The sequence below is a fragment of the Pseudomonas fluorescens genome (assembly GCF_902497875.1).
GTDB lineage: Bacteria > Pseudomonadota > Gammaproteobacteria > Pseudomonadales > Pseudomonadaceae > Aquipseudomonas > Aquipseudomonas fluorescens_BR.
In genome coordinates, this window is sequence record NZ_CABVHY010000020.1 from 1 (window position 1) to 22436 (window position 22436).

26 protein-coding genes and 1 tRNA gene are annotated in these 22436 nt (G+C 58.4%); 23 read left to right on the plus strand and 4 right to left on the minus strand.

The annotated features are described in order from the left end of the window. Positions 1–62: 62 nt before the first annotated feature. On the minus strand, positions 63–971 hold the full coding sequence (gene prmB, locus F8N85_RS19860; protein ID WP_150805231.1) for a 50S ribosomal protein L3 N(5)-glutamine methyltransferase: 909 nt from the start codon (positions 969–971) through the stop codon (positions 63–65). A 237-nt stretch (positions 972–1208) separates the two neighbouring features. Between prmB and F8N85_RS19865 the strand changes: the two genes are divergently transcribed. The 12 genes from F8N85_RS19865 (at position 1209) to F8N85_RS19920 (ending at position 9161) form a co-directional block, all read left to right on the plus strand. Then, a complete protein-coding gene (locus F8N85_RS19865) occupies positions 1209–1799 on the plus strand; it encodes a cysteine hydrolase family protein (protein ID WP_150805232.1) in 591 nt (196 codons plus the stop codon). 131 nt (positions 1800–1930) lie between these two features. Then, positions 1931–2251 (plus strand): hypothetical protein, encoded by a 321-nt coding sequence (locus tag F8N85_RS19870; protein WP_150805233.1) that lies wholly within the window; start codon positions 1931–1933, stop codon positions 2249–2251. A gap of 75 nt (positions 2252–2326) precedes the next feature. Beyond that, positions 2327–2884, plus strand: coding sequence for a Smr/MutS family protein (locus tag F8N85_RS19875; protein WP_150805234.1), 558 nt, complete (start codon positions 2327–2329; stop codon positions 2882–2884). A gap of 133 nt (positions 2885–3017) precedes the next feature. Further along, positions 3018–3299 carry a hypothetical protein gene (locus tag F8N85_RS19880; protein WP_150805235.1) on the plus strand — a complete coding sequence of 94 codons (282 nt, stop codon included), beginning with the start codon at positions 3018–3020 and terminating at the stop codon, positions 3297–3299. Next, positions 3299–3562, plus strand: a complete 264-nt coding sequence (locus F8N85_RS19885) for a hypothetical protein (RefSeq protein ID WP_150805236.1) — start codon at positions 3299–3301, stop codon at positions 3560–3562. Before F8N85_RS19880 ends, F8N85_RS19885 begins: the two co-directional genes overlap by 1 nt. A 188-nt stretch (positions 3563–3750) precedes the next feature. Continuing rightward, positions 3751–3826, plus strand: a tRNA-Thr gene (locus F8N85_RS19890). A gap of 1109 nt (positions 3827–4935) precedes the next feature. Further along, entirely contained in the window at positions 4936–5175 is a 240-nt protein-coding gene (locus F8N85_RS19895) for a hypothetical protein (protein ID WP_150805237.1), read from the plus strand. Between the two features lie 79 nt (positions 5176–5254). Then, positions 5255–5710: a hypothetical protein gene (locus F8N85_RS19900; protein WP_224795714.1), complete on the plus strand. Its 456-nt coding sequence runs from the start codon at positions 5255–5257 to the stop codon at positions 5708–5710. Between the two features lie 22 nt (positions 5711–5732). After that, entirely contained in the window at positions 5733–6278 is a 546-nt protein-coding gene (gene folE / locus F8N85_RS19905) for a GTP cyclohydrolase I FolE (RefSeq protein WP_150805238.1), read from the plus strand. A gap of 101 nt (positions 6279–6379) precedes the next feature. Next, on the plus strand, positions 6380–6751 hold the full coding sequence (locus F8N85_RS19910) for a glutathione S-transferase N-terminal domain-containing protein (RefSeq protein WP_150805239.1): 372 nt from the start codon (positions 6380–6382) through the stop codon (positions 6749–6751). A gap of 370 nt (positions 6752–7121) precedes the next feature. Then, positions 7122–8471, plus strand: a complete 1350-nt coding sequence (locus F8N85_RS19915; protein WP_150805240.1) for an NCS2 family permease — start codon at positions 7122–7124, stop codon at positions 8469–8471. 63 nt (positions 8472–8534) lie between these two features. Then, entirely contained in the window at positions 8535–9161 is a 627-nt protein-coding gene (locus F8N85_RS19920) for a LysE family translocator (RefSeq protein WP_150805241.1), read from the plus strand. A gap of 201 nt (positions 9162–9362) precedes the next feature. Here F8N85_RS19920 and uraH read toward each other — a convergent pair whose 3' ends face one another. Continuing rightward, positions 9363–9716 carry a hydroxyisourate hydrolase gene (gene uraH, locus F8N85_RS19925; RefSeq protein WP_150805242.1) on the minus strand — a complete coding sequence of 118 codons (354 nt, stop codon included), beginning with the start codon at positions 9714–9716 and terminating at the stop codon, positions 9363–9365. A 435-nt stretch (positions 9717–10151) separates the two neighbouring features. Between uraH and puuE the strand changes: the two genes are divergently transcribed. From puuE to F8N85_RS19970, 9 genes are all read left to right on the plus strand, one after another. Further along, a complete protein-coding gene (puuE, locus tag F8N85_RS19930; protein WP_150805243.1) occupies positions 10152–11078 on the plus strand; it encodes an allantoinase PuuE in 927 nt (308 codons plus the stop codon). Then, positions 11075–11590: a 2-oxo-4-hydroxy-4-carboxy-5-ureidoimidazoline decarboxylase gene (gene uraD, locus F8N85_RS19935; RefSeq protein ID WP_150805244.1), complete on the plus strand. Its 516-nt coding sequence runs from the start codon at positions 11075–11077 to the stop codon at positions 11588–11590. Before puuE ends, uraD begins: the two co-directional genes overlap by 4 nt. Positions 11591–11680: 90 nt before the next feature. Next, positions 11681–12676, plus strand: coding sequence for an allantoicase (gene alc, locus F8N85_RS19940; RefSeq protein ID WP_150805245.1), 996 nt, complete (start codon positions 11681–11683; stop codon positions 12674–12676). A gap of 127 nt (positions 12677–12803) precedes the next feature. Next, entirely contained in the window at positions 12804–13307 is a 504-nt protein-coding gene (locus F8N85_RS19945; RefSeq protein WP_150805246.1) for an ureidoglycolate lyase, read from the plus strand. A gap of 50 nt (positions 13308–13357) precedes the next feature. Further along, positions 13358–14665: a urate hydroxylase PuuD gene (locus F8N85_RS19950; protein WP_150805247.1), complete on the plus strand. Its 1308-nt coding sequence runs from the start codon at positions 13358–13360 to the stop codon at positions 14663–14665. Between the two features lie 273 nt (positions 14666–14938). Further along, a complete protein-coding gene (locus F8N85_RS19955) occupies positions 14939–16297 on the plus strand; it encodes a nucleobase:cation symporter-2 family protein (RefSeq protein WP_150805248.1) in 1359 nt (452 codons plus the stop codon). 132 nt (positions 16298–16429) lie between these two features. After that, a complete protein-coding gene (locus F8N85_RS19960; RefSeq protein WP_150805249.1) occupies positions 16430–17215 on the plus strand; it encodes an outer membrane protein OmpK in 786 nt (261 codons plus the stop codon). Then, entirely contained in the window at positions 17216–17548 is a 333-nt protein-coding gene (locus F8N85_RS19965; RefSeq protein WP_150805250.1) for a hypothetical protein, read from the plus strand. 35 nt (positions 17549–17583) lie between these two features. Next, positions 17584–18369: an outer membrane protein OmpK gene (locus F8N85_RS19970; protein WP_150805251.1), complete on the plus strand. Its 786-nt coding sequence runs from the start codon at positions 17584–17586 to the stop codon at positions 18367–18369. Between the two features lie 45 nt (positions 18370–18414). Here F8N85_RS19970 and F8N85_RS19975 read toward each other — a convergent pair whose 3' ends face one another. Continuing rightward, positions 18415–19587, minus strand: coding sequence for a patatin-like phospholipase family protein (locus F8N85_RS19975; protein ID WP_150805252.1), 1173 nt, complete (start codon positions 19585–19587; stop codon positions 18415–18417). Between the two features lie 47 nt (positions 19588–19634). Continuing rightward, a complete protein-coding gene (locus tag F8N85_RS19980; RefSeq protein WP_150805253.1) occupies positions 19635–20567 on the minus strand; it encodes a lipid A biosynthesis lauroyl acyltransferase in 933 nt (310 codons plus the stop codon). Positions 20568–20688: 121 nt separating this feature from the next. Here F8N85_RS19980 and minC point away from each other — a divergent pair, with 121 nt between their 5' ends. Together minC and minD are read left to right on the plus strand one after the other, a co-directional pair. Then, positions 20689–21423, plus strand: coding sequence for a septum site-determining protein MinC (gene minC / locus F8N85_RS19985; RefSeq protein WP_150805254.1), 735 nt, complete (start codon positions 20689–20691; stop codon positions 21421–21423). 200 nt (positions 21424–21623) lie between these two features. After that, positions 21624–22436, plus strand: a complete 813-nt coding sequence (gene minD, locus F8N85_RS19990; protein ID WP_150805255.1) for a septum site-determining protein MinD — start codon at positions 21624–21626, stop codon at positions 22434–22436.

Sequence of the window (22436 nt, forward strand, 5' to 3'; positions counted from 1 at the left end):
AAAAGATCGCAGCCTGCGGCAGCTCCTACAGGGCTTGTGTACGCAGAAGGTCTCGCTACTTTCTAAACCCTCGAAGCAAACACCGCCTGATGCTGACGGCACTGTTCGGCGCTGAGCATGAACACGCCATGGCCGCCGTGTTCGAAGTCGAGCCAGGCGAAGTCCACTTCCGGGTACAGCGCTTCGACGTGCACCTGGCTGTTGCCGACTTCGACGATCAGCAAACCTTTTTCGGTCAGGTGATCCGCCGCTTCGCTGAGCATGCGTCGCACCAGGTTCAAGCCGTCCTCACCGCAGGCCAGACCCAACTCGGGCTCATGCTGATACTCGTCCGGCATGTCGGCGAAATCTTCGGCATCGACGTACGGCGGATTGGAAACGATCAGGTCGAAACGCTGGCCCGGCAGACCATCGAAACCATCCCCCTGAACCGTATAGACCCGCTCGTCGACACCGTGACGTTCAATGTTCTGATTGGCGACTTCCAGCGCTTCGAACGACAGATCGGCCAGTACCACTTCGGCGTTCTGGAACTCATAAGCGCAGGCGATACCAATGCAGCCCGAACCGGTGCACAGGTCAAGAATGCGTGCCGGCTCGGCGTCCAACCAGGGCGCAAATCGTTTTTCGATCAGCTCGCCAATCGGTGAGCGCGGGATCAGCACTCGTTCGTCAACGATGAACGACATACCGCAGAACCACGCCTCACCCAACAAGTAAGCCGTAGGGATCCGCTCTTCGATACGACGCGTGATCAGGCGTTGCAGATTGACCAACTCGTCCTCTTCCAGGCGGCAGTCCAGATAACTGTCGGCAATTTCCCAAGGCAGGTGCAACGCGCCGAGCACCAATTGACGGGCTTCGTCCCAGGCATTGTCAGTCCCATGGCCGAAAAACAGATCCTCCCCATGAAAACGGCTGACGGCCCAACGGATGTGGTCGCGCAAGGTGCGCAGGCGGGAAGTGATCACGGGACAAACTCCTGAAAAAACGACTGACGATTCTAACAGCCAAAACGCCCCCCGACGACGCATGAAAAACACCAACTCACTGTAGGAACTATCCATTTTTCAAGCTTTTACTTGAACAGAACCACCCTCTTGACAAGGCTGTAGGCCAGCAACCACACAGCCTACGTTGGTAGCGATTCACAGAAGCGCTCAGCCAGAGGACAATGTCGCAAAAGCCCTACCCAAAGGAGCCCCAGAATGTCCGTTCCAAAGACGATGTTTCAACTCACCGGCCGTGGTTATGCACCGGCCAGTTTGAGCCATGCCAGCCTGGTCATCATTGATGCCCAGAAAGAGTATCTCAGTGGCCCATTGGCCCTGACCGGCATGGATGCTGCCGTCGAAAACATCAAGCAACTGGTCGCCGCGGCCCGCGCTGCCGGCCGGCCGATTGTGCATGTGCATCACCTCGGCACCGTGGGTGGAATGTTCGACCCGCAAGGCGCACGCGGTGAGTTCATCCCGGGCCTCGAGCCACAAGGTGACGAGACCATCGTCGGCAAGCTGCTGCCCAGTGCCTTCCATGGCACGGAGTTGGAAAAACGTCTGCAGGACCTCGGCTCGCTGGACTTGATCGTCTGCGGTTTCATGAGTCACTCCAGTGTCAGCACCACGGTACGCGCAGCCAAGAACCTGGGTTTTCGTTGCACCCTGGTGGAAGATGCGTGCGCGACCCGCGACCTGCCGTACAAAGGCGGTATCCTGAGCGCGGAACATGTGCAGCAAACCGAAATGGCGATCATGGCGGACAACTTCGCCACCCTCGCGATGACCAAAGACCTGATCTGACCGCCCCTCGATGAGCGGACCAACGCGCCGCTCATCTGCAAAGACCTCTCATTCTCTACAATTGTCTTAGCCTCAGGAACAACCCGGTCATCTCCCGGTCGAAGGGCCGATACCCATTGAGGAAGGTCGGAATGAAGATATCCGATGGTTTTGACGCTCGCCGCTTGCGCCCCAAGGGTCCGAGCAACTGGCGTTATCGCCTGGGCGCAGCCTTTTCGGCAGTACTGGCGACGTTTGGCGTGTTATTGGCAATGGCTGGTGCCGCCAGCCTGCTGGGTCGCCCGCCCGCGCTCGGCGAACTGAATGCCAGCCCGGCCGGTTCGGCGGTGATTCTGGTGATCGGCCTGTTGCTGCTGTACGTCGGTGTCTGGTTCTGGCGTCGCTGCCGTCGTCGTCGGCGCCTGTCCCATGGGCTGAACATTGCGCCGCACCTGATGAAAAAAAATGACTGAGTGTGGGCAGTAGCGTTTTGTAATGCCCGATCTGTCTCGACTTGGGTAAACTAGCCGCCCTTCGCGGAGGCTGACATGCAAGACGACGATTTTTCCCTGTTCAAAAGCGAGATCCGCGGCGTCAAGCCGATCAAACATGATCGCGCCGAGACGGGTAAACCCAGAGCCGACCGCGCGCAGATCGCTAAATTGCGCCAGGCGGCGACCGTGCGCACCGATGCGACCACTGTTGACGGCCTGTCGGATCAATTTGTCATCGATGTAGGTCCGGAAGACGAGTTGCTGTGGGCTCGTGACGGCGTTCAGGAAAGCCAGATGCGCAAGCTGAAGGTTGGCCAGATTCCTTTTGAAGGCAGCCTCGACCTGCACGGCATGAACGTGGAAAAAGCCCGCGAAACCCTCTGGGCGTTCCTCGCTGAAGCGACCAAATTCGAAATCCGCTGCGTGCGCGTCACCCATGGCAAGGCCGTGCGGCTGGACGGCAAGCGGCCAATGATCAAGAGCCACGTCAACACCTGGCTGCGCCAGCACCCACAGGTACTCGGCTTCACCTCGTGCCAGGCTAAACATGGCGGTGCCGGTGCGGTGTACGTGATGCTCAAACGCACCATGATGGAAGGTCGTGACGAGTAAAGCCGACTCACCCGACTTGCAGCGCCAAGTCCGTCTCCGTACCCTTGCCCTTTGCGTAAAATCCCACGGGTAGTGGTACAAAAAATCGGTACGGGCTTGCGACCTTCATTGGATGAATTTTTGGGGTGGTTGTATGGATATTGAAAAGCTCAAGCTATTGCTCAAACCTTGGCTCGCACCAGACACTTGGCATACAGGCCATCCAGTGGATGACCAGCGCTTTCACCGCGCCCTGAAATCAGCATTCGATGAATTGGGCGTACACATCAGCTCGGAAGATTTTCGACAAGCCATTGTGCTGGGCCTTAACGAGTATCGCTCGGGCGACGCAACGTCATTCGAAAGTGACGTCGAAGAGTTCGCGCAACGTGCCGAAGACATTGCCAGTTATCTGCTAGAACTGAAGCCAAGCTGATGAAAAATATTTACCTCCTGATCGAACATGGCCAGGACCAGGGCGAAGTTTACGTACTGGGCTGGTTTGACAATGAGAAGACCGCAAAAGAGATGGCTGAGGAAAAAGAGTGGGAGGCATACCGCGCAGTGCTAAAAAGCCCCCACCCATGGTCGAATCACCCACCACTTTCACCGGACCAGACAGAATATCGACGCTTCTGGGTTAAAGAGATTTCAAAGATCGAGCGTGCTCCTGCCACTCGATCCTTCGCCGTTCACTGATATAGGCAACTACCGGAAAGCTTACTCAGGGACAAGCCAGCGTCTGGCCAGCAACGCACGCTCATAGCCGATCCGCTGCCAGCGCTCAGCCGGCAGCGCCCTCCTACGGCGCGCTTTCAAGGCTGGCCGCCCAGAAGCGAAAAAATGTTTACTCCCAAGAAAAAATCTATAAACTTCGCGCCCAACACGCCGGTATAGCTCAGTTGGTAGAGCAACTGACTTGTAATCAGTAGGTCCCGGGTTCGACTCCTGGTGCCGGCACCATATAAACCAAAGGCTTGCAGCGATGCAGGCCTTTGTTTTTTCCGTGGCACTATAAATAGACGTAGATTGTTTTGTGCAACCCGTCTTATCCACAGGGCGGGGACCGTGCCACTTACCCGAAAGCCACCTCCCCGGCGTCCTGCCGACCGAACACATGTCCACGACTCCCGGCATCAAGATTCCGAAGGGCCCAGTGCTCGCCCCGGTATTCCTGCACGATCCGCAACAGCGACTCAGCTTCAATGCGCAGACGCTCCACCTCATATGCTTAGAGGACCAACTCTTGCCGCGAACTCTGGAGGCTGTTTGTCCAAGCCCACCCGACGGTCCCCCTGGCTGTGTTCAACAACAAAAACCAAAGAGCCCCGCACGATAGCGAGGCTCTGAAGATGATGCGGTGCTCTATGAAGCAGTGTTGGCTGCGCGATCTCGTCACAAGGCGGCTCAAGCAGCGAATATAAAAAGAACCTGGGCTCCTAGCACGGCTGCTGGGCGACACCTGCACTCAGGTCGCAACCCCCTAACGACTGGAGCGATCGCAGAGGGCAGCCCAAGCTCTAGAATGAAGAACTCTACTCAAAGAATAGTCGGTATTTGGCGTACAACTGGAAGGACAGCACCCGAACACTTACCCCGGGTAGTCGCTACTTGTTGGCTCTACCGCACCACCGACTTATCAGCGTCCAGGCATCCCCGAAGGCCACCCTGGCTTATGGTCAGTAACAAATCGCAGGCATAAAAAACCACACATAAAATATGGTTGCATGTACCACTAGATACACATGGAACTCGGTAAAGCCATCCAATTGAGCGAGCTTTCACAACTACTTGGGCTCAGGTCAATCAGAGCAAAAAAAAAAGCCCAACACAGGGTCGGGCCATCTGCGGTTTCTGAAACCAGCTCCCAAACGAGAGGGAATGGAGAGCTGATCAGAAACAGCAGAACCATAATGCCAAAGTGCCATCATCTACGCAACAGGAAGGTGACATTGGGCACGTTCACATCTCCCACCGTATCGCCCACCACTGAGAACCACCTTCTTAAAAACTGTCTAAAAGGCCACTTCCTGAGGTATCTTGCGCGCCTAATAGTCAAGCAGGGACCCGTTGTGAGAGTAAAACGTACGCTGGAAACCGATCGGTTTGAAGCCCAAAGCGATCCAGGAAAAATCTACACAATCATCGAAGAAACACAGCAGACCGGGCGCATCTCAAAAGGCATAACAGAGTGGGAAGATGGAGAAAAATCCTATCGCATCATGGATAACGGCTATGCCAATAGACTTAGCGAGACGACATTCCATAACTCCCGGACAGGCGAAACCTTAACTCGCACTTTGCGCGACTGAATCAAACCCTGGACGTGAAACCCTGAACTTGCAGGGTGCGCAGTCACAGGAAGTACGTGTCGCCTACGTGTGCAGGATCGTGACCGACGACAAGATCGAGGAACGAGAGGCTCGGCGAGTCATGCTGAGCAGGAGGGCACTGCACGCCTTGGATGAGGCCGAGGCGATCGCCACACTGCGCGCCTCGCAAAGCCGAAGACTGTACCGTCAGTCGGCCTACGTCTTCGCGCCGACCAAGAATTTCGAGTACATCCTGCAGGCCTGCGTTACCGATAAACACGTCCAGGCAGCACTGAGCGAATTGAAGGTCCGTGCCCGGCGGCCATACACCTGTCGGCACACCTACGCTACTATGTGCCTAATGGCAGGCATGAACCCTGGTTTCATTGCGAACCAGCTCAGCCATAGTGTCCAAATGCTATTGTCGACCTACACCCGATGGATCAATTCCAGCGAAGACTGGATCGAACTCGGGAAGCTCGAACAAAGCCTGAATGGTACAAAATTGGTACAGGCAGAAACCGTACCCCTCTAGAACCCATACGGAATAACGCTCTGTGACATTGGAACAGAATTACACCGCGATTCTCGGCCAGCTCGGCGAGGACATCTCCCGCGAAGGCCTGCTCGACACGCCAAAACGTGCCGCCAAAGCCATGCAGTACCTTTGCCGCGGTTATGACCAAACGCTCGAAGAAGTCACCAACGGTGCCTTGTTCAGCTCCGATAACAGCGAAATGGTGCTGGTCAAGGACATCGAGCTCTACTCGTTGTGTGAACATCACCTGCTGCCGTTCATCGGCAAGGCGCATGTCGCCTATATCCCTAACGGCAAGGTACTGGGCCTGTCGAAAGTCGCGCGGATCGTCGATATGTACGCCCGCCGCCTGCAGATCCAGGAAAACCTCAGCCGGCAGATCGCCGAGGCAGTCCAGGAAGTGACCGGCGCCCTGGGCGTTGCGGTGGTGATCGAAGCCAAACACATGTGCATGATGATGCGTGGTGTGGAGAAACAGAATTCGTCGATGATCACTTCGGTGATGCTTGGTGAGTTCCGCGAAAACGCGGCGACCCGCAGCGAGTTTCTCAGCCTGATCAAGTAACACCGTACCGAAGAAAACCGGCGTTTATCGCCGGTTTTTTTTCGTCCGGGAAAAATCAGGTAAGCTGCGCGCCCCTCTTCACCCTTCATGAGGCTTACACCGTGTTCGTCAAAGCGCTTCGAGTCGGCCTGGGCCAACTCATCATTTTCATCGACTTCATCACCCGCCCGCGCAAGCAGCAGCGCCCGGTCGCCGCTCAGACTCAGGTCGAACAGGCTGCCAAGGGCCTGACCCTCTATCAATTCCACGCCTGCCCGTTCTGCGTGAAAACCCGCCGCACCCTGCGCCGCTTGAATGTGCCAGTGGCCCTGCGCGATGCGAAAAACAACGAGCAGGATCGTCAGACCCTGCTGGAGCAAGGCGGCAAGATCAAAGTGCCGTGCCTGCGCATCGAAGAGAACGGCCAGACCACCTGGATGTATGAGTCCAAGGTGATCATTGAGTATCTGGATAAGCGGTTTGCCGCGGCCTGATAGGGTTGTGTTGTTCTTACAGGCCTGCTCGCGATAGGGCCAGCCACAGACAACAGAGATCTCAGACAAACATAAACCGGCCCATTGGCCGGTTTATTTGTTTTCAAGCCACCTTGGCAGCCTGCGCCTGCCGCACCACGCCAGGAATCCGCCCGTCCGTCCCCTATATATCCTTCCTTTCATCATTTTCGCACACAAAATCAAAAACATTATTTGCTTTTTTTGTATACAAAAGCATAATTCGTTTCGTGCGAGTTCCTGACCTTACGGTCAACAAAAGCCCGCAAGCCTTACATGCCTCAAAGAGCCGCTGCCACCCTCATGGGTCCGGTTCTGGAAAAAACAATAAAACTCTTGAGGAGTACTCGCTGTGGAAAGCCGCAAATCCGAAGCCCCTACGCTGGATCTCTCGCCGCCGTTGAACAACGGCTGGCTCGAACGCCTCTTCAAACTCAGTTTGCATGGCACCACGGTGAAGACCGAGCTGATTGCCGGTCTGACAACCTTCATTACCATGGCCTACATCATTTTCGTCAACCCGAACATCATGGCGGACGCCGGGATCGACCATGGCGCCGCCTTTGTCGCGACCTGTATCGCCGCGGCGCTCGGCTGCCTGCTGATGGGTCTGTACGCCAACTGGCCAGTCGGCCTGGCACCCGGCATGGGCTTGAACGCGTTCTTCACCTACACCGTAGTCGGCACCATGGGCTACAACTGGGAAACCGCCCTTGGTGCGGTGTTCATTTCCGGTGTGCTGTTCATGTTCCTGACTTTTTCACGGATTCGCGAGTGGCTGCTCAACAGCATTCCGGTGAGTTTGCGTTACGCCATGGGCGCGGGGGTCGGGTTGTTCCTCGGACTCATCGGCCTGAAAACCGCCGGGATCGTCGTCGACAGCCCGGCCACCCTGATCAAGCTCGGCTCCCTGCGCGAGCCTGGCCCGCTGCTCGCGGCCGTCTGCTTCCTGATGATTGCCGTGCTCAGCTATCACCGGGTGTTCGGTGCGATCCTGATCAGCATCATCGCCGTGACGTTGGCAGGCTGGGGTTTGGGTCTGGTGCACTACAACGGCCTTATGTCGGCACCACCAAGCCTGGCGCCGACCTGGATGACCATGGACGTCGCTGGCGTGTTCAACGTGAGCATGATCAGCGTGGTGCTGGCGTTTCTCTTTGTACACATGTTCGACACCGCCGGCACCCTGATGGGCGTCGCGCAACGGGCCGGTCTGGTAAACGCTGACGGCAAGATCGAAAACCTGTCCCGCGCACTGAAGGCCGACAGCGCTTCCAGCGTGTTCGGCGCCGTGGTCGGTGTCCCGCCGGTCACCAGCTACGTAGAAAGTGCGGCCGGTGTCGCCGCCGGTGGCCGAACCGGTCTGACGGCGGTAACTGTCGGCGTGCTGTTCATTGCCGCGATGTTTTTCGCGCCACTGGCGGGCATGATTCCCGCTTATGCAACGGCCGGCGCGCTGATCTATGTCGCGATGCTGATGATGGGCGGCATGAAGCACATTGAATGGGATGACGCCACTGACAGCATTCCGGCAATTGTGACCGCGATCATGATGCCGCTGACCTTCTCGGTCGCCGACGGGATCGCGCTGGGCTTTATCACCTACGTGGCACTGAAGGCCGGCACCGGCAAGCACAAGGAAATTTCCATCAGCCTGTGGGTGCTGTGCGCGATCTTTATCGCCAAGTTCGTTTTCTTGTAAGCGACACCGCTTCACCCAGCCTCACCCCGTCGGGTGGGGCTTTTGCACACATGGAGGAAAGAGATGAATCTAGAAACCTGGCTGCTGTTCAGCGGCGCGGCGCTGGTAGTGATCCTGATCCCGGGGCCACTGTCGTTGCTTATGATCAGCAACAGTCTGAATTACGGTTTGCGCCGTTCGTACCCGGCGTTTCTTGGCGGGGTGTTTGCCTCAATCTGCCTGCTCAGTGCTTCGGCGCTGGGGCTAGGTGCTTTGCTGCTGGCATCGGAACAGCTGTTCAGCGCCCTGAAAATCGTCGGTGCGCTGTACCTGTTCTACCTCGCCTGGCAGAGCTGGCTGCAATCGCGGCAACCGGCTCACACCACCGAAGTTCCGCAGGCTGCAGCGGTGCCGCGCTTTCGGGCACTGTTCGGGCGCGCCTTTGTGCTGGGTGCGAGCAACCCGAAGGACATTCTGTTTTTTGCGGCGTTTCTGCCGCAGTTTCTCAGCGCCGGGCAGCCGTTCTTGCCACAGCTGCTGATCATGATCGCCACCTGGACCGTGCTTGATCTGCTCTGCAAGCTGAGCTACGGCCTCGGCGCCCATGGTGCTGCGCAATACCTACGCAGCGGCAAGGGCCAGAGCTGGTTCAACCGGATCAGTGCCGGGTTGTTCAGTGGGGCGGGGGCGGCTTCTCTGCTGAGCCGCTGAAGTAAAGCAAGATCAAAAGATCGCAGCCTGCGGCAGCTCCTACAAGAGGTTGCGTACACCCGATCAATAGTGGGTGTGTGCGATCGGCGTAGGAGCTGACGCAGGCTGCGATCTTTTGATCTTTTCCACAGACGAAAAAAAGCCCGCAGTGTGAGCGGGCGAAAGACCAAAGAAGCTGTTGCGCAGATTCGTGGGAGAGTCCTAGCTTCCTCTGTAGGTCGAATAGCTGTAAGGCGAAATCAGCAGCGGCACGTGGTAGTGATCCTGCTCGGCCGAGATACCGAAGCGCAGCACCACCACATCAAGAAAGGCCGGCTCCGGCAGCTGTACGCCACGGGCGCGGTAGTAATCGCCGGCATTGAACTGCAGTTGATAGACCCCGGAACGGTAGTCGTCACCCTGCAGCAGCGGCGCATCGCAGCGGCCATCGCTGTTGGTCAGCGCGCTGGCGACCAGTTCCAGCTGTGTGCCCTCAACCCGGTACAACTCAACCTTGATCGAGCTGCCAGGGCAACCGTGTGCGGCATCCAAAACGTGTGTAGTCAAACGTCCCATTGATTCTGCGCGCCTGCCTGCGATCAAGCAGCCAGGCCTCGCGCCTCCCGGAGTCAGTTAAAAAGGAGACCGCACCGATTCGGAGCACGAAAAGGTCCGGCGAGCGACTAATTAAGACACTTTTCAAAAAAATTGTACACAATAAAAATCACATTTTTTCCTTCCGCCTTGCCGCCGCCAGATTGTCAGTGAATTTGCAGCCACGCCTTGATAACAGCCAGCCTTCTATCAATTCGCTGACCAATCAGGCAGGTTTCTTGCAATACCGGGTCAAGATGACAATTTGTGAAAATTGCGAAAATTCAGGCTTACAAAGTGATGATAAAGTTGTATACAATCAATCCATCGTTGTGACGCAAGCCTGTATCACCCTCTTCAGGCCATCACACACTCCTTGTCATGAACAAGACACCACGAACAAGAAGGAAGACTGCAGTGAGCGCTGACTACCCACGCGACCTGATCGGTTACGGCAGTAACCCTCCTCACCCACACTGGCCGGGCAATGCCCGCATCGCCCTGTCCTTCGTGCTCAATTACGAAGAAGGCGGCGAGCGCAACATTCTGCACGGCGACAAAGAGTCGGAAGCCTTCCTCTCGGAAATGGTCTCGGCGCAGCCGCTGCAGGGCGAACGCAACATGAGCATGGAATCGCTGTATGAGTATGGCAGCCGTGCCGGCGTGTGGCGGGTCCTCAAGCTGTTCAAGGAATTCGACATTCCGCTGACCATCTTCGCCGTGGCCATGGCCGCCCAGCGCCATCCGGACGTGATCCGCGCCATGGTCGAGGCCGGTCACGAGATCTGCAGCCACGGCTACCGCTGGATCGACTACCAATACATGGACGAGGCCGAGGAACGCGAGCACATGCTCGAAGCGATCCGCATCCTCACCGAAATCAGCGGCGAACGCCCGCTGGGCTGGTACACCGGTCGTACCGGGCCGAACACCCGGCGGCTGGTGATGGAGGAAGGTGGTTTCCTCTATGACTGCGACACCTATGACGACGACCTGCCCTACTGGGAACCGAACAACCCGACCGGCAAGCCGCACCTGGTGATTCCCTACACCCTGGACACCAACGACATGCGCTTCACCCAGGTCCAGGGTTTCAACACCGGTGACGATTTCTTCCAGTACCTCAAAGACGCGTTCGACGTGCTCTATGCCGAAGGTGCCGAAGCGCCAAAGATGCTTTCCATCGGCCTGCACTGCCGGTTGATCGGCCGTCCGGCGCGTCTGGGCGCCCTGAAACGCTTTATCGAATACGCTAAAAGCCACGAACAGGTCTGGTTCAGCCGTCGGGTCGACATCGCCCGCCACTGGCAGGAAAACCACCCGTACCAAGGGGCTGCGAAATGAGCCACTTCCAAACCTTGAAGCCATCGACCCTGAGCCGCGACGCCTTCGTCGAGGCCTTCGCCGATATCTACGAACATTCGCCATGGGTGGCCGAAAAGGCCTACGACCTGGGCCAGGACGCGTCGATCGACCAGATCGAAACCCTGCACCAGCGCATGAGCGACATCCTGCTCCGCGCCGATCACGCCAGCCAGCTGGCACTGATCAACGCTCACCCGGACCTGGCAGGCAAAGCTGCCGTCCAGGGCCAGCTTACCGCAGCCAGCACTCAAGAACAGTCTGGCGCGGGTATTCACCAATGCACGGCCGAAGAGTTTCAGCGCTTCACCGAGCTGAACGAGGCTTACAAAGCCAAGTTCGCGTTTCCCTTCATCATGGCGGTAAAAGGCAGCGACCGGCATCAGATCCTCGCAGCGTTCGAAACGCGCATCCACAACTCGGCAGACGCCGAATTCAAGTGCGCGCTGGCGCAGATTAATAAAATCGCGTTGTTCCGATTACTGACCCTATAGCGACCAGGCTCCGCGAAACCTCAAGAACGCTGAGGTTTACCCGGGCCTTGCAAGCATCCCAAGCCACTTTATTAAAGGCAGACAAGAAGAATGAAAGCTTACGCCGTACCTTTCGAGAAGTTCGTCAACCTGGCCGATGCCCGTCTGGGCACCAAGATCATTTCGGTGACCGATGACTGGTTCGCCGACGCCAATCGGCTGTTCCAGCCGACTCCGGCAGTGTGGAAGGAGGGCGTTTTCGATGACAACGGCAAGTGGATGGACGGCTGGGAGTCGCGCCGCAAGCGCTTCGAAGGTTACGACAGCGCGGTAATCCGCCTGGGCGTGCCGGGCTCGATCAAAGGCGTGGACATCGACACTTCATTCTTCACCGGCAACTTCCCGCCGTCTGCCTCGCTGGAAGCCTGCTTCCTGGCCTCGGGCGAGCCGGACGAAAACACCCAGTGGACTGAAGTGCTCTCGGCGGTCGAGCTGCAAGGCAACAGCCACCACTTCCACGAAATCAATAACGATCAGGCCTTCAGCCACCTGCGCTTCAACATCTACCCGGATGGCGGCGTGGCGCGTCTGCGCGTGTATGGCATTCCGTTCCGCGACTGGTCGGCGGTCGGCGACAACGAACAGGTGGATCTGGCAGCCGCGCTGAATGGCGGTCGCGCCCTGGCCTGCTCCGACGAACACTTCGGGCGCATGAGCAACATCCTCAACCCGGGCCGCGGCATCAACATGGGCGATGGCTGGGAAACTGCCCGTCGTCGTACACCTGGCAATGACTGGGTGATCGTTGCCCTGGGCCACCCGGGCGTGATCGAGAAAGTCATCGTCGACACCCTGCACTTCAAGGGCAACTACCCGGACACTTGCTCGATCCAGGGCGCGTTCGTCAAGGGCGGTACCGACAGCCAGATCGAAACCCAATCGCTGTTCTGGCGCGAATTGCTGCCGGCACAGAAGCTGGAAATGCACGCCGAACATAGCTTTGCCGAGCAGATCAAGGCGTTGGGCCCGATCACCCACATTCGTCTGAACGTATTCCCGGATGGTGGTGTGAGTCGCCTGCGGGTGTTGGGTAAGGTCGCTAAATAAGCGGTGAGGCCAATCGCGAGCAGGCTCGCTCCCACATTGGATTGTGGTGTACACAAAACCTGTGGGAGCGAGCCTGCTCGTGATGCGATAGAACTGACGACAACGAATTCGAGATAAGAAGACCAGCATGCGCACATTGACGATTGAACCGCTGAGCAAAGAAGCCTTCGCCCCTTTCGGTGACGTGATCGAAACCGATGGCAGCGATCACTTCATGATCAACAATGGTTCGACCATGCGCTTCCACAAACTGGCCACGGTGGAAACCGCCACGCCAGAGGACAACGCGATCATCAGCATTTTCCGCGCCGACGCGCAGGACATGCCACTGACCGTAAGCATGCTGGAGCGCCATCCGCTGGGCAGCCAGGCGTTCATACCGCTGCTCGGCAACCCCTTTCTGATCGTGGTCGCGCCACTTGGCGATGTACCTGTATCAGGTTTGGTCCGCGCCTTCGTCACCAACGGCAGGCAGGGCATTAATTACCATCGCGGCGTCTGGCATCACCCGGTGCTGACGATCGAAAAGCGGGATGACTTCCTGGTGGTTGATCGCAGTGGCACAGGCAATAACTGCGATGAGCATTTTTTCAAAGAGGATGAGCGGTTGATCCTTGCCCCCCACCAATAAGAGAAGGTCTGATCACTCGACTACAGAGTGACAGGCGAGAGGTAAAGACTGTGGAAGCACATCTGTTGGAATGGCTGAACCTGAGCATCCGCTGGGTTCATATGATCACTGGCGTCGCCTGGATCGGCGCTTCGTTCTACTTTGTCTGGCTGGAAAACAACCTCAACCGGGTGAACCCGAAAGACGGTCTGGCCGGCGACTTGTGGGCGATCCACGGTGGCGGTATCTACCACCTGGAAAAATACAAACTGGCCCCACCGACCATGCCGGACAACCTGCACTGGTTCAAATGGGAAGCCTACTTCACCTGGATGTCAGGCATCGCGCTGATGTGTGTGGTGTTCTACGCCAACCCGACGCTGTACCTGCTGGCCCCCGGAAGTAGCCTGAGCGGACCTGAAGGCGTGGCCCTGGGCATCGCTTCGTTATTCGCTGGCTGGTTCATCTACTCCTTCCTGTGTGACTCGGCCCTGGGCAAACGCCCTGCCCTGCTCGGCCTGATCCTGTTCGTGCTGATCATCGGCGCAGCCTATGGCTTCAGCAAAGTGTTCAGCGGTCGCGGTGCGTACCTGCACGTTGGCGCCATCATTGGCACCATCATGGTCGGTAACGTGTTCCGCATCATCATGCCGGCACAGCGCGCGCTGGTAGCGGCCATCGCCGAAAACCGCACGCCCGATCCGGCGCTGCCGGCCAAAGGTCTGTTGCGTTCACGGCACAACAACTACTTCACCTTGCCGGTGCTGTTCATCATGATCAGCAACCACTTCCCGAGCACCTACGGCAGCCAGTACAACTGGCTGATCCTGGCCGGGATCGCGGTATTGGCGGTGTTGGTGCGGCACTACTTCAACACCCGTCACAACAGCCATCAGTTCGCCTGGACCTTGCCGGTAGCGGCACTGGGCATGATCTGCCTGGCCTACGTGACCGGGCCGGCGCAGATGTCCAGCGCTCCTGAAGTAGCCAAGGCAGCGGCGAAGATCGAGTACCAGCCGATTCCGGCAACCGCGATCAGCGGGGCCAAGCCTGAAGCGGCTCCAGCGGCAGAACCTGCTGCTGCGCCAGCGCAAGCCGCTGCCGCCAAACCAGCCGGCCCGGACTTCGACAAGGTTCACAGCGTGATTCAGGAGCGCTGCGCAGTGTGCCACTCGGCCAAACCCACCAGCCCGCTGTTCAGCACGGCGCCGGGTGGCGTGATGTTCGATACCCCGCAACAGATCCAGCAACAGGCCGCGCGGATTCAAGCCCAGGCCGTCGCCACGCAGATCATGCCTCTGGGCAACATCACCCAGATGACCCAGCAGGAACGCGACCTGATCGGCGCCTGGATTGTTCAGGGAGCGCCGACTAACTAAGCAATATTGAAGCCCCTGCGGCTAGGGGGCTTCTGTGGCGAGGGGGCTTGCCCCCGTTGGGTCGCGCAGCGGCCCCAAAACCTGCAACCGCGTTACATCAGACAGATCGCGTTTGCTGGATTTGCGACTGCTGCGCAGTCGAACGGGGGCAAGCCCCCTCACCACAGAAAGCCCGCTCGCCTCAGCTTTGGTGCCTGGCCTGACAGATTCAAAAAAGCTGTTCACAAGCGCACAGCTGTTAAACCACAAGAATAAAAAGATCCGAGGTGTTGCATGTCCGAGCTATCCGCAGCGCGCATCCCCGACGCACCCGCCATTCAACGCTTGCCCCTCTTGCAACTGATCCTGGTCGGTCTGCAACACGTTCTGCTGATGTACGGCGGCGCCATCGCGGTGCCGCTGATCATCGGCCAGGCCGCGGGCCTGAGTCGTGAAGAAATTGCCTTTCTGATCAACGCCGACCTGCTGGTGGCCGGGATCGCCACCGTGGTGCAATCGCTGGGCATCGGTCCCATGGGCATTCGCATGCCGGTGATGATGGGCGCCAGTTTCGCCGCAGTCGGCAGCATGGTGGCCATGGCCGGCATGCCGGGCATCGGTATGCCCGGGATCTTCGGCGCGACCATCGCCGCCGGCTTTTTCGGGATGATCATCGCGCCATTCATGTCCCGGGTGGTGCGCTTCTTCCCGCCCCTGGTGACCGGCACTGTGATCACTTCGATCGGCTTGTCGCTGTTTCCCGTCGCAGTGAACTGGGCCGGCGGTGGCAATAGCGCCGCAGAGTTCGGCTCACCGATCTACCTGGCCATTGCCGCACTGGTACTGGCGACCATCCTGCTGGTTCATCGCTTCATGCGCGGTTTCTGGGTGAACATCTCGGTGCTGATCGGCATGGCCCTGGGCTACATCCTCTGCGGCCTCATTGGCATGGTCGACCTCAGCGGCATGGCGCAGGCGCCCTGGTTGCAGATCGTCACGCCGCTGCACTTCGGCATGCCGCAGTTCCACCTCGCACCGATTCTGTCGATGTGCCTGGTGGTGGTGATCATCTTCGTCGAGTCCACCGGGATGTTCCTGGCCCTGGGCAAGATCACCGGCCAGGAAGTCAGCCCGCGGATGTTGCGGCGCGGCTTGCTGTGCGACGCCGGCGCCTCGTTTTTTGCCGGGTTCTTCAACACCTTCACCCACTCCTCCTTTGCCCAGAACATTGGCCTGGTGCAGATGACCGGCGTGCGCTGCCGCTCGGTGACCATAGTCGCCGGCGGCTTGCTGATCGTGCTCAGCCTGCTGCCCAAAGCGGCCTTTCTGGTGGCCTCGATTCCCTCGGCAGTGCTCGGCGGTGCGGCGATTGCGATGTTTGGCATGGTCGCCGCCACCGGGATCAAGATTCTCCAGGAAGCCGACATCGCCGACCGTCGTAACCAGTTGCTGGTGGCGGTGAGCATCGGCATGGGCCTGATTCCGGTGGTTCGTCCGGAGTTCTTTGCCCACCTGCCACTGTGGATGAGTCCGATTACCCACAGCGGTATCGCCATGGCGACTCTCAGTGCCCTCTCGCTGAACCTGTTGTTCAACATCCTCGGAGGTGCCGAGCGGGCCGCCGACACTCTGCGACCCGCTCACCCGCACTGATCGACAGCGGGCGGCATTGGCCGCCCGCTTCCAACTGCCACCACACGCATGACAGGCAGACCCGGCTGCAAGCCCGGTCGCAGTCAGCGGCTGCCTGCGCCTCAACAATAAAAATAATCAGGGAGCTACACGATGAAATGCACCTACTCAAGTTTGTTCTTGAGCAGCGGGTTGCTGGCGGCCACTCAAGTCATGGCCGGCGACTTGCTGCTCTGGCAGACCAACAGCCTGAGCTATCTGTATGGCAAGAATTTCAAGATCAATCCGTCGATCCAGCAGACAGTGACCTTTGAGCACGCCGACCGATGGAAGTACGGCGACACCTTCCTGTTCATCGATAAGATTTTCTACAACGGTGACGAAGACCGCATCAAAGGCCCGCATGCCTTTTACGGCGAGTTCAGCCCGCGCTTCTCGTTCGGCAAGATCCTCGAGCGGAAAATCGCTTACGGCCCGATCAAGGACGTGCTGTTGGCGATGACCTATGAATACGGCGAAGGTGACAGCGAGGCCTACCTGATCGGCCCCGGTTTCGACCTCGCGGTGCCTGGCTTCAACTACTTCAACCTGAATTTCTACCGCCGTCAGACCGAAGGCCCGCGCCCCGGCGACGGCGTCTGGCAAATCACCCCGTCGTGGTCCTACAGCATTCCCCTCGGCCGCTCGAACCTGCTGATCGACGGCTATCTGGACTGGGTGGTGGACAACGACCAGAACTCGCGCGGCAACTACCACGCCAACCTGCACATCAACCCACAGATCAAATATGACTTGGGCAAAGCCCTGAACTGGCGCGAGAAGCAGGTCTACGTGGGCGCCGAATACAGCTACTGGAAGAACAAATACGGGATCCAGAGCAACTCGAACCTGGACACCCGTCAGAACACCGCCAGCCTGCTGCTCAAGGTGCATTTCTAAATGGCCCGCAAAGCTCCCTCAATGCTGCTGCAAGCGCTCTGTTACGGGGCACTTGAGCCCTGTCGCGGGAGCCAGTATTCTCCGCGGCCGCCCGAATCTGATCTAAAAAAAACTCCAGAATTAAAACCTGACCAGAAAGCCAACTTATCCCGGCACTGGTTAGGCCTCAGGGATCCCCGATCAACTCTCAATCGACTGCTTAGAGGCAGCCGAATGGGAGTTTTTTTGCTTTTTTTTGCCTTGGTCAAGCGCTTGCCAACAGCAAAAAAAATGACCGACCGGATGATTTTTACAGCAACGAAAAAAGGCGCCACACCAGAGCGCCGGTTCTAAAAAAACGTGGAACAACCTACTTTGGGAGCAACCGAATGAAACGTACGTGCACCAGCCTGATGCTTGCCGGATCCTTGTTGGCGGGGGGCCAGGCCATGGCCGGCGATCTGCTGTTCTGGCAGACCAATAGCCTGACCTACCTGTATGGCCAGAACTTCGAAGTCAATCCAGAGATTCAACAGACCGTGACCTTCGAACATGCCGATGCCTGGAAATACGGCGATAACTTCATGTTCATCGACAAGATTTTCTACAACGGCAAGAAGGACAGTTTCGCCGGCCCGAACACCTATTACGGCGAGCTGCAGCCACGCCTGTCATTCGGCAAAATCTTCGACCAGAAACTCGAGTTCGGCCCGATCAAGGACGTGCTGCTGGCCATGACTTACGAGTTCGGCGAAGGCGACACCGAGTCCTACCTGATCGGCCCGGGCTTCGACCTGGCAATCCCCGGTTTCGACTACTTCCAGTTGAACTTCTATAACCGCCACACCGAAGGTTCGCGCGCTGGCGACAACGTCTGGCAGATCACGCCGGCCTGGGCCTACACCATCCCTGTCGGCAAATCGGACATCCTCATCGATGGTTTCATCGACTGGGTGGTCGACAACGACCAGAACGATAAAGGCACCTACCACGCCAACCTGCACATCAACCCGCAGATCAAGTATGACCTGGGTAAAGCGTTCAACGTGGGTGAGAAGCAACTGTATGTCGGTATCGAATACGACTATTGGAAGAACAAGTACGGGATCAAGGATAGCCAGTTCTTCGACACCGATCAGAACACCGCCAGCTTGTTGGTGAAGTTGCATTTCTGATCAAACTTTTGCATCGTCTGTCAGAGCCTCATCGCGCCGCAGATCTCAAGACAAAGCAGTAAACACCGGCAACCCCAAAAACCGGCACAACTCTTCGCGCTTGGCCAAGGCATCGCTGCGGCCAAGCTCGATCAGTTCACTGCAATACCCCGATTCGAACAGCAAATAACTGAGGACGCCTGCGCCGCTGGTTTTGGTTGCGCCTGGACCGCGCAGGAACAGGCGCAAGGCGGCTGGTAGTTCATGGCGATGGCGCGCGGCGATTTCGTCGATTGGCTGGCTCGGGGCAATCACCAACACCTCCACCGGCGCTACGCCGAGACTGCGGATCGGGGTACCCACCGGCAGCAGATGGCTGAACTGATTCAGACGCTGCAACAACTCGATATCACTCTCCAGGCTGTCAATGAAGGTGCTGTTGAGCATGTGTCCGCCAATCTGCGCCAACGTTGGTTGTTGCCCCGTATAAGCACGCTGCAAGGGATTCTGCGGGTCGACCCCGCGCGGGTTGCCGCTGACCCCGACCACCAGCACCCGGCTCGCCCCCAGGTGCAGCGCCGGGCTGATGGGTGCCGACTGGCGCACTGCGCCGTCACCGAAATATTCCTGACCGAGTTTGACCGGAGCGAACAACAACGGGATGGCCGAACTGGCCAGCAAGTGTTCGACCGTCAGTTGAGTCGGCACGCCAATGCGCCGATGACGCAACCAGGCATCGATGGTGCCGCTGCTCTGATAGAAGGTCACTGCCTGGCCGGATTCATAGCCGAATGCCGTGACCGCCACCGCCTGCAATTGCTTTTGTCGGATGGCTTCTTCGATCCCGGACAAATGCAGCTGGTTGTTCAACAAACGCCGTAACGGCGAACTGTTGATCAGCGCTACTGGCACTGCAGCACCCAGCCCCAGCAGGCTGTGCCCGACAAACCGGGTGGCCTGGCCGATCACGCCTGGCCAATCGCTGCGCATCACCTGATGGCTGCGAAAATCCTGCCAGAACGTCGTCAACCGCTCGATTGCACCGCCGAAGTCCATTGCCCCGCTAGCCAGGCTGACCGCGTTGATCGCTCCGGCGGACGTGCCGACGATCACCGGAAACGGGTTCGGTGCCCCCGTCGGCAGCAACTCGGCAATCGCCGCCAACACCCCGACCTGATACGCCGCCCGAGCCCCGCCGCCGGAAAGAATCAAGCCTGTGACCGGTTCAGCTGGGCTCATCGCAACACTCCATGGCGCTTGGGGGCAATCAATCTGACGCTGCAGCGTCAGCCACGCGTCTCATACAACTTCGGCTCACCCGGCGGCCGGGTCTTGAAACGCCGGTGGGCCCAAAGATACTGCTCCGGACATTCGCGCAGCGTCGCTTCGACCCATTGATTGATCCGCAGGCAATCGGCTTCTTCGCTTTCCCCCGGGAACTGCGTCATGGGCGGGTGGATAACCAGGCGGTAGCCGCTGCCATCGGCCAGGCGTCGCTGGGTAAAGGGCACCACCAGGGCTTTACCCAATCGCGCGAATTTGCTGGTGGCGGTGACTGTCGCCGCCGGGATGCCGAACAAAGGCACGAACAGACTCTGCTTGCGGCCGTAGTCCTGGTCCGGCGCATACCAGATCGCCCGGCCGGCACGCAGCAGCTTGAGCATGCCACGCACGTCTTCGCGCTCTATGGCCAGGGACTCGGGGTTATGTCGCTCGCGGCCACGGCGCTGGATAAAGTCAAACAGCGGGTTCTTGTGCTCGCGGTACATGCCGTCGATGGTGTGCTGCTGACCGAGCAACGCCGCGCCGATTTCCAGGGTGGTGAAATGCACGGCCATCAGGATCACGCCCTTGCCCTCGCGCTGGGCCTGGGTCAGGTGCTCCAGCCCTTCGATGTGGGCCAGACGCGCCAGACGCGCCTTGGACCACCACCAACTCATGGCCATTTCGAAAAAGGCAATCCCGGTGGAGGCGAAGTTGTCCTTGAGCAGCCGTTTGCGCTCGGCAGCGGATTTTTCCGGGAAACACAGCTCCAGGTTGCGCCTGGCGATGCGCCGTCGGTCGCCGGCCGCGCGATACATCAGGGCGCCCAGTGCGCGGCCGATTTTCAGCAGCAGCGGATACGGTAACTGAACGATCAGCCATAGCAGGCCGAGGCCAAACCACAGCGGCCAGAAACGCGGATGTAAAAATGCAGCTCTAAAACGCGGGCGATCCATTACAGATTCCGGACAGACAACAAGGCCGCGCATTCTACATCGGTTCGACTCGGGTTGCGGCTCGCGGGCGTTCTCGTTATAAGTCTCGGCACTTTTAGTGACAAGCCGTTTAATGACGACCATGAGCCGAACCGAACCGCTAGACCAAGATCCTGTGTTCCAGTTGAAGGGCAGCATGCTCGCCATTACGGTGCTGGAACTGGCTCGCAACGACCTCGAAAGTCTCGACCGCCAGCTGGCCGCCAAGGTCGCCCAGGCGCCGAACTTCTTCAGCAACGCCCCGCTGGTGCTGGCCCTGGACAAACTTCCAGCCACCGAAGGCGCCGTCGACCTGCCCGCGCTGATGCGCATCTGTCGCCAGCATGGCCTGCGCACCCTGGCCATTCGCGCCAGCCGCATCGAAGACATTGCCGCTGCCATCGCCGTCGACCTCCCTGTGTTGCCGCCCTCCGGTGCGCGGGAGCGGCCGCTCGATTACGAAGGTGTCGCTACGAAAAAACCGGAAAAACCGCCGGAACCGACTATTAAACCAACAAAAATCATCACTTCGCCGGTGCGCGGCGGGCAACAGATCTATGCTCAGGGTGGCGATCTGGTTGTGGTGTCTTCGGTCAGCCCCGGCGCGGAACTTCTCGCCGATGGCAACATCCATGTATACGGTGCCATGCGCGGTCGTGCCCTGGCTGGCGTCAAGGGCGACATCCGGGCCAGAATTTTTTGTCAGCAGTTGAGTGCTGAACTGGTGTCGATTGCCGGCCAATACAAGGTTTCCGAAGACTTGCGCCGCGATCCACTGTGGGGATCGGGAGTTCAGGTCAGCCTGTCGGGCGATGTGTTGAACATCACTCGTCTTTAACGGATACTGCCGCATTTTCCAAGCATCTCTAAAACCTAGCGAAAATGGCTCAAACGAAGTAGGAAATCGCTGAAAAAGCAGGTTTTACCCAAGGTAAATCCGCTTCGAAGCGAATTTCAGCCAAGGCTGTTCGACCGCAGTGGTTTTCAAGAGATGTTTTTCAGGGGCTAAAAGTCCTTTTTCCTTAGGGGTGAAACACCTTGGCCAAGATTCTAGTGGTTACATCCGGCAAGGGTGGTGTGGGTAAGACCACCACCAGCGCCGCTATCGGTACAGGCCTCGCACTGCGCGGCCACAAAACGGTCATCGTCGACTTCGACGTCGGTTTGCGTAACCTCGACCTGATCATGGGCTGCGAACGCCGTGTGGTGTACGACTTCGTCAACGTGGTCAACGGCGAAGCGAACCTGCAGCAAGCCCTGATCAAAGACAAGCGCCTGGAAAACCTCTATGTGCTGGCCGCCAGTCAGACCCGCGATAAAGACGCGCTGACCCTGGAAGGCGTGGAAAAGGTGCTGATGGAGCTCAAGGATACCTTCGAATTCGTGGTCTGCGACTCCCCGGCGGGCATCGAGAAAGGCGCCCACCTGGCCATGTACTTTGCAGACGAAGCAATTATTGTGACCAACCCGGAAGTGTCCTCGGTACGTGACTCCGACCGCATGCTGGGCCTGCTGGCCAGCAAATCGCGTCGTGCTGAAAAAGGCGAAGAGCCGATCAAGGAACACTTGCTGCTCACCCGCTACAACCCGGAGCGGGTGACCAAGGGCGAAATGCTCGGCGTTGAAGACGTCAAAGATATTCTCGCGGTGGCCCTGCTGGGCGTCATCCCGGAATCCCAAGCGGTACTCAAGGCTTCGAACCAGGGCGTGCCTGTGATCCTCGACGACCAAAGCGACGCCGGCCAGGCGTACAGCGATGCTGTCGACCGTCTGTTGGGCAAAACCGTGGAGCATCGTTTCCTCGATGCACAGAAGAAAGGATTCTTCGAGCGCCTGTTTGGAGGCAAATAA

What these genes read in the sequence shown, in the direction of transcription:
- alc (WP_150805245.1), top strand. Translation starts at nt 11,681, where the DNA reads ATGAAAGCTTACGCCGTACCTTTCGAGAAGTTCGTCAACCTGGCCGAT.
- F8N85_RS19945 (WP_150805246.1), top strand. Translation starts at nt 12,804, where the DNA reads ATGCGCACATTGACGATTGAACCGCTGAGCAAAGAAGCCTTCGCCCCT.
- F8N85_RS19920 (WP_150805241.1), top strand. Translation starts at nt 8,535, where the DNA reads ATGAATCTAGAAACCTGGCTGCTGTTCAGCGGCGCGGCGCTGGTAGTG.
- F8N85_RS19960 (WP_150805249.1), top strand. Translation starts at nt 16,430, where the DNA reads ATGAAATGCACCTACTCAAGTTTGTTCTTGAGCAGCGGGTTGCTGGCG.
- F8N85_RS19965 (WP_150805250.1), top strand. Translation starts at nt 17,216, where the DNA reads ATGGCCCGCAAAGCTCCCTCAATGCTGCTGCAAGCGCTCTGTTACGGG.
- F8N85_RS19975 (WP_150805252.1), bottom strand. Translation starts at nt 19,587, where the DNA reads ATGAGCCCAGCTGAACCGGTCACAGGCTTGATTCTTTCCGGCGGCGGG.
- F8N85_RS19970 (WP_150805251.1), top strand. Translation starts at nt 17,584, where the DNA reads ATGAAACGTACGTGCACCAGCCTGATGCTTGCCGGATCCTTGTTGGCG.
- F8N85_RS19885 (WP_150805236.1), top strand. Translation starts at nt 3,299, where the DNA reads ATGAAAAATATTTACCTCCTGATCGAACATGGCCAGGACCAGGGCGAA.
- F8N85_RS19875 (WP_150805234.1), top strand. Translation starts at nt 2,327, where the DNA reads ATGCAAGACGACGATTTTTCCCTGTTCAAAAGCGAGATCCGCGGCGTC.
- F8N85_RS19870 (WP_150805233.1), top strand. Translation starts at nt 1,931, where the DNA reads ATGAAGATATCCGATGGTTTTGACGCTCGCCGCTTGCGCCCCAAGGGT.
- uraH (WP_150805242.1), bottom strand. Translation starts at nt 9,716, where the DNA reads ATGGGACGTTTGACTACACACGTTTTGGATGCCGCACACGGTTGCCCT.
- uraD (WP_150805244.1), top strand. Translation starts at nt 11,075, where the DNA reads ATGAGCCACTTCCAAACCTTGAAGCCATCGACCCTGAGCCGCGACGCC.
- F8N85_RS19880 (WP_150805235.1), top strand. Translation starts at nt 3,018, where the DNA reads ATGGATATTGAAAAGCTCAAGCTATTGCTCAAACCTTGGCTCGCACCA.
- minC (WP_150805254.1), top strand. Translation starts at nt 20,689, where the DNA reads ATGAGCCGAACCGAACCGCTAGACCAAGATCCTGTGTTCCAGTTGAAG.
- F8N85_RS19980 (WP_150805253.1), bottom strand. Translation starts at nt 20,567, where the DNA reads ATGGATCGCCCGCGTTTTAGAGCTGCATTTTTACATCCGCGTTTCTGG.
- F8N85_RS19955 (WP_150805248.1), top strand. Translation starts at nt 14,939, where the DNA reads ATGTCCGAGCTATCCGCAGCGCGCATCCCCGACGCACCCGCCATTCAA.
- F8N85_RS19865 (WP_150805232.1), top strand. Translation starts at nt 1,209, where the DNA reads ATGTCCGTTCCAAAGACGATGTTTCAACTCACCGGCCGTGGTTATGCA.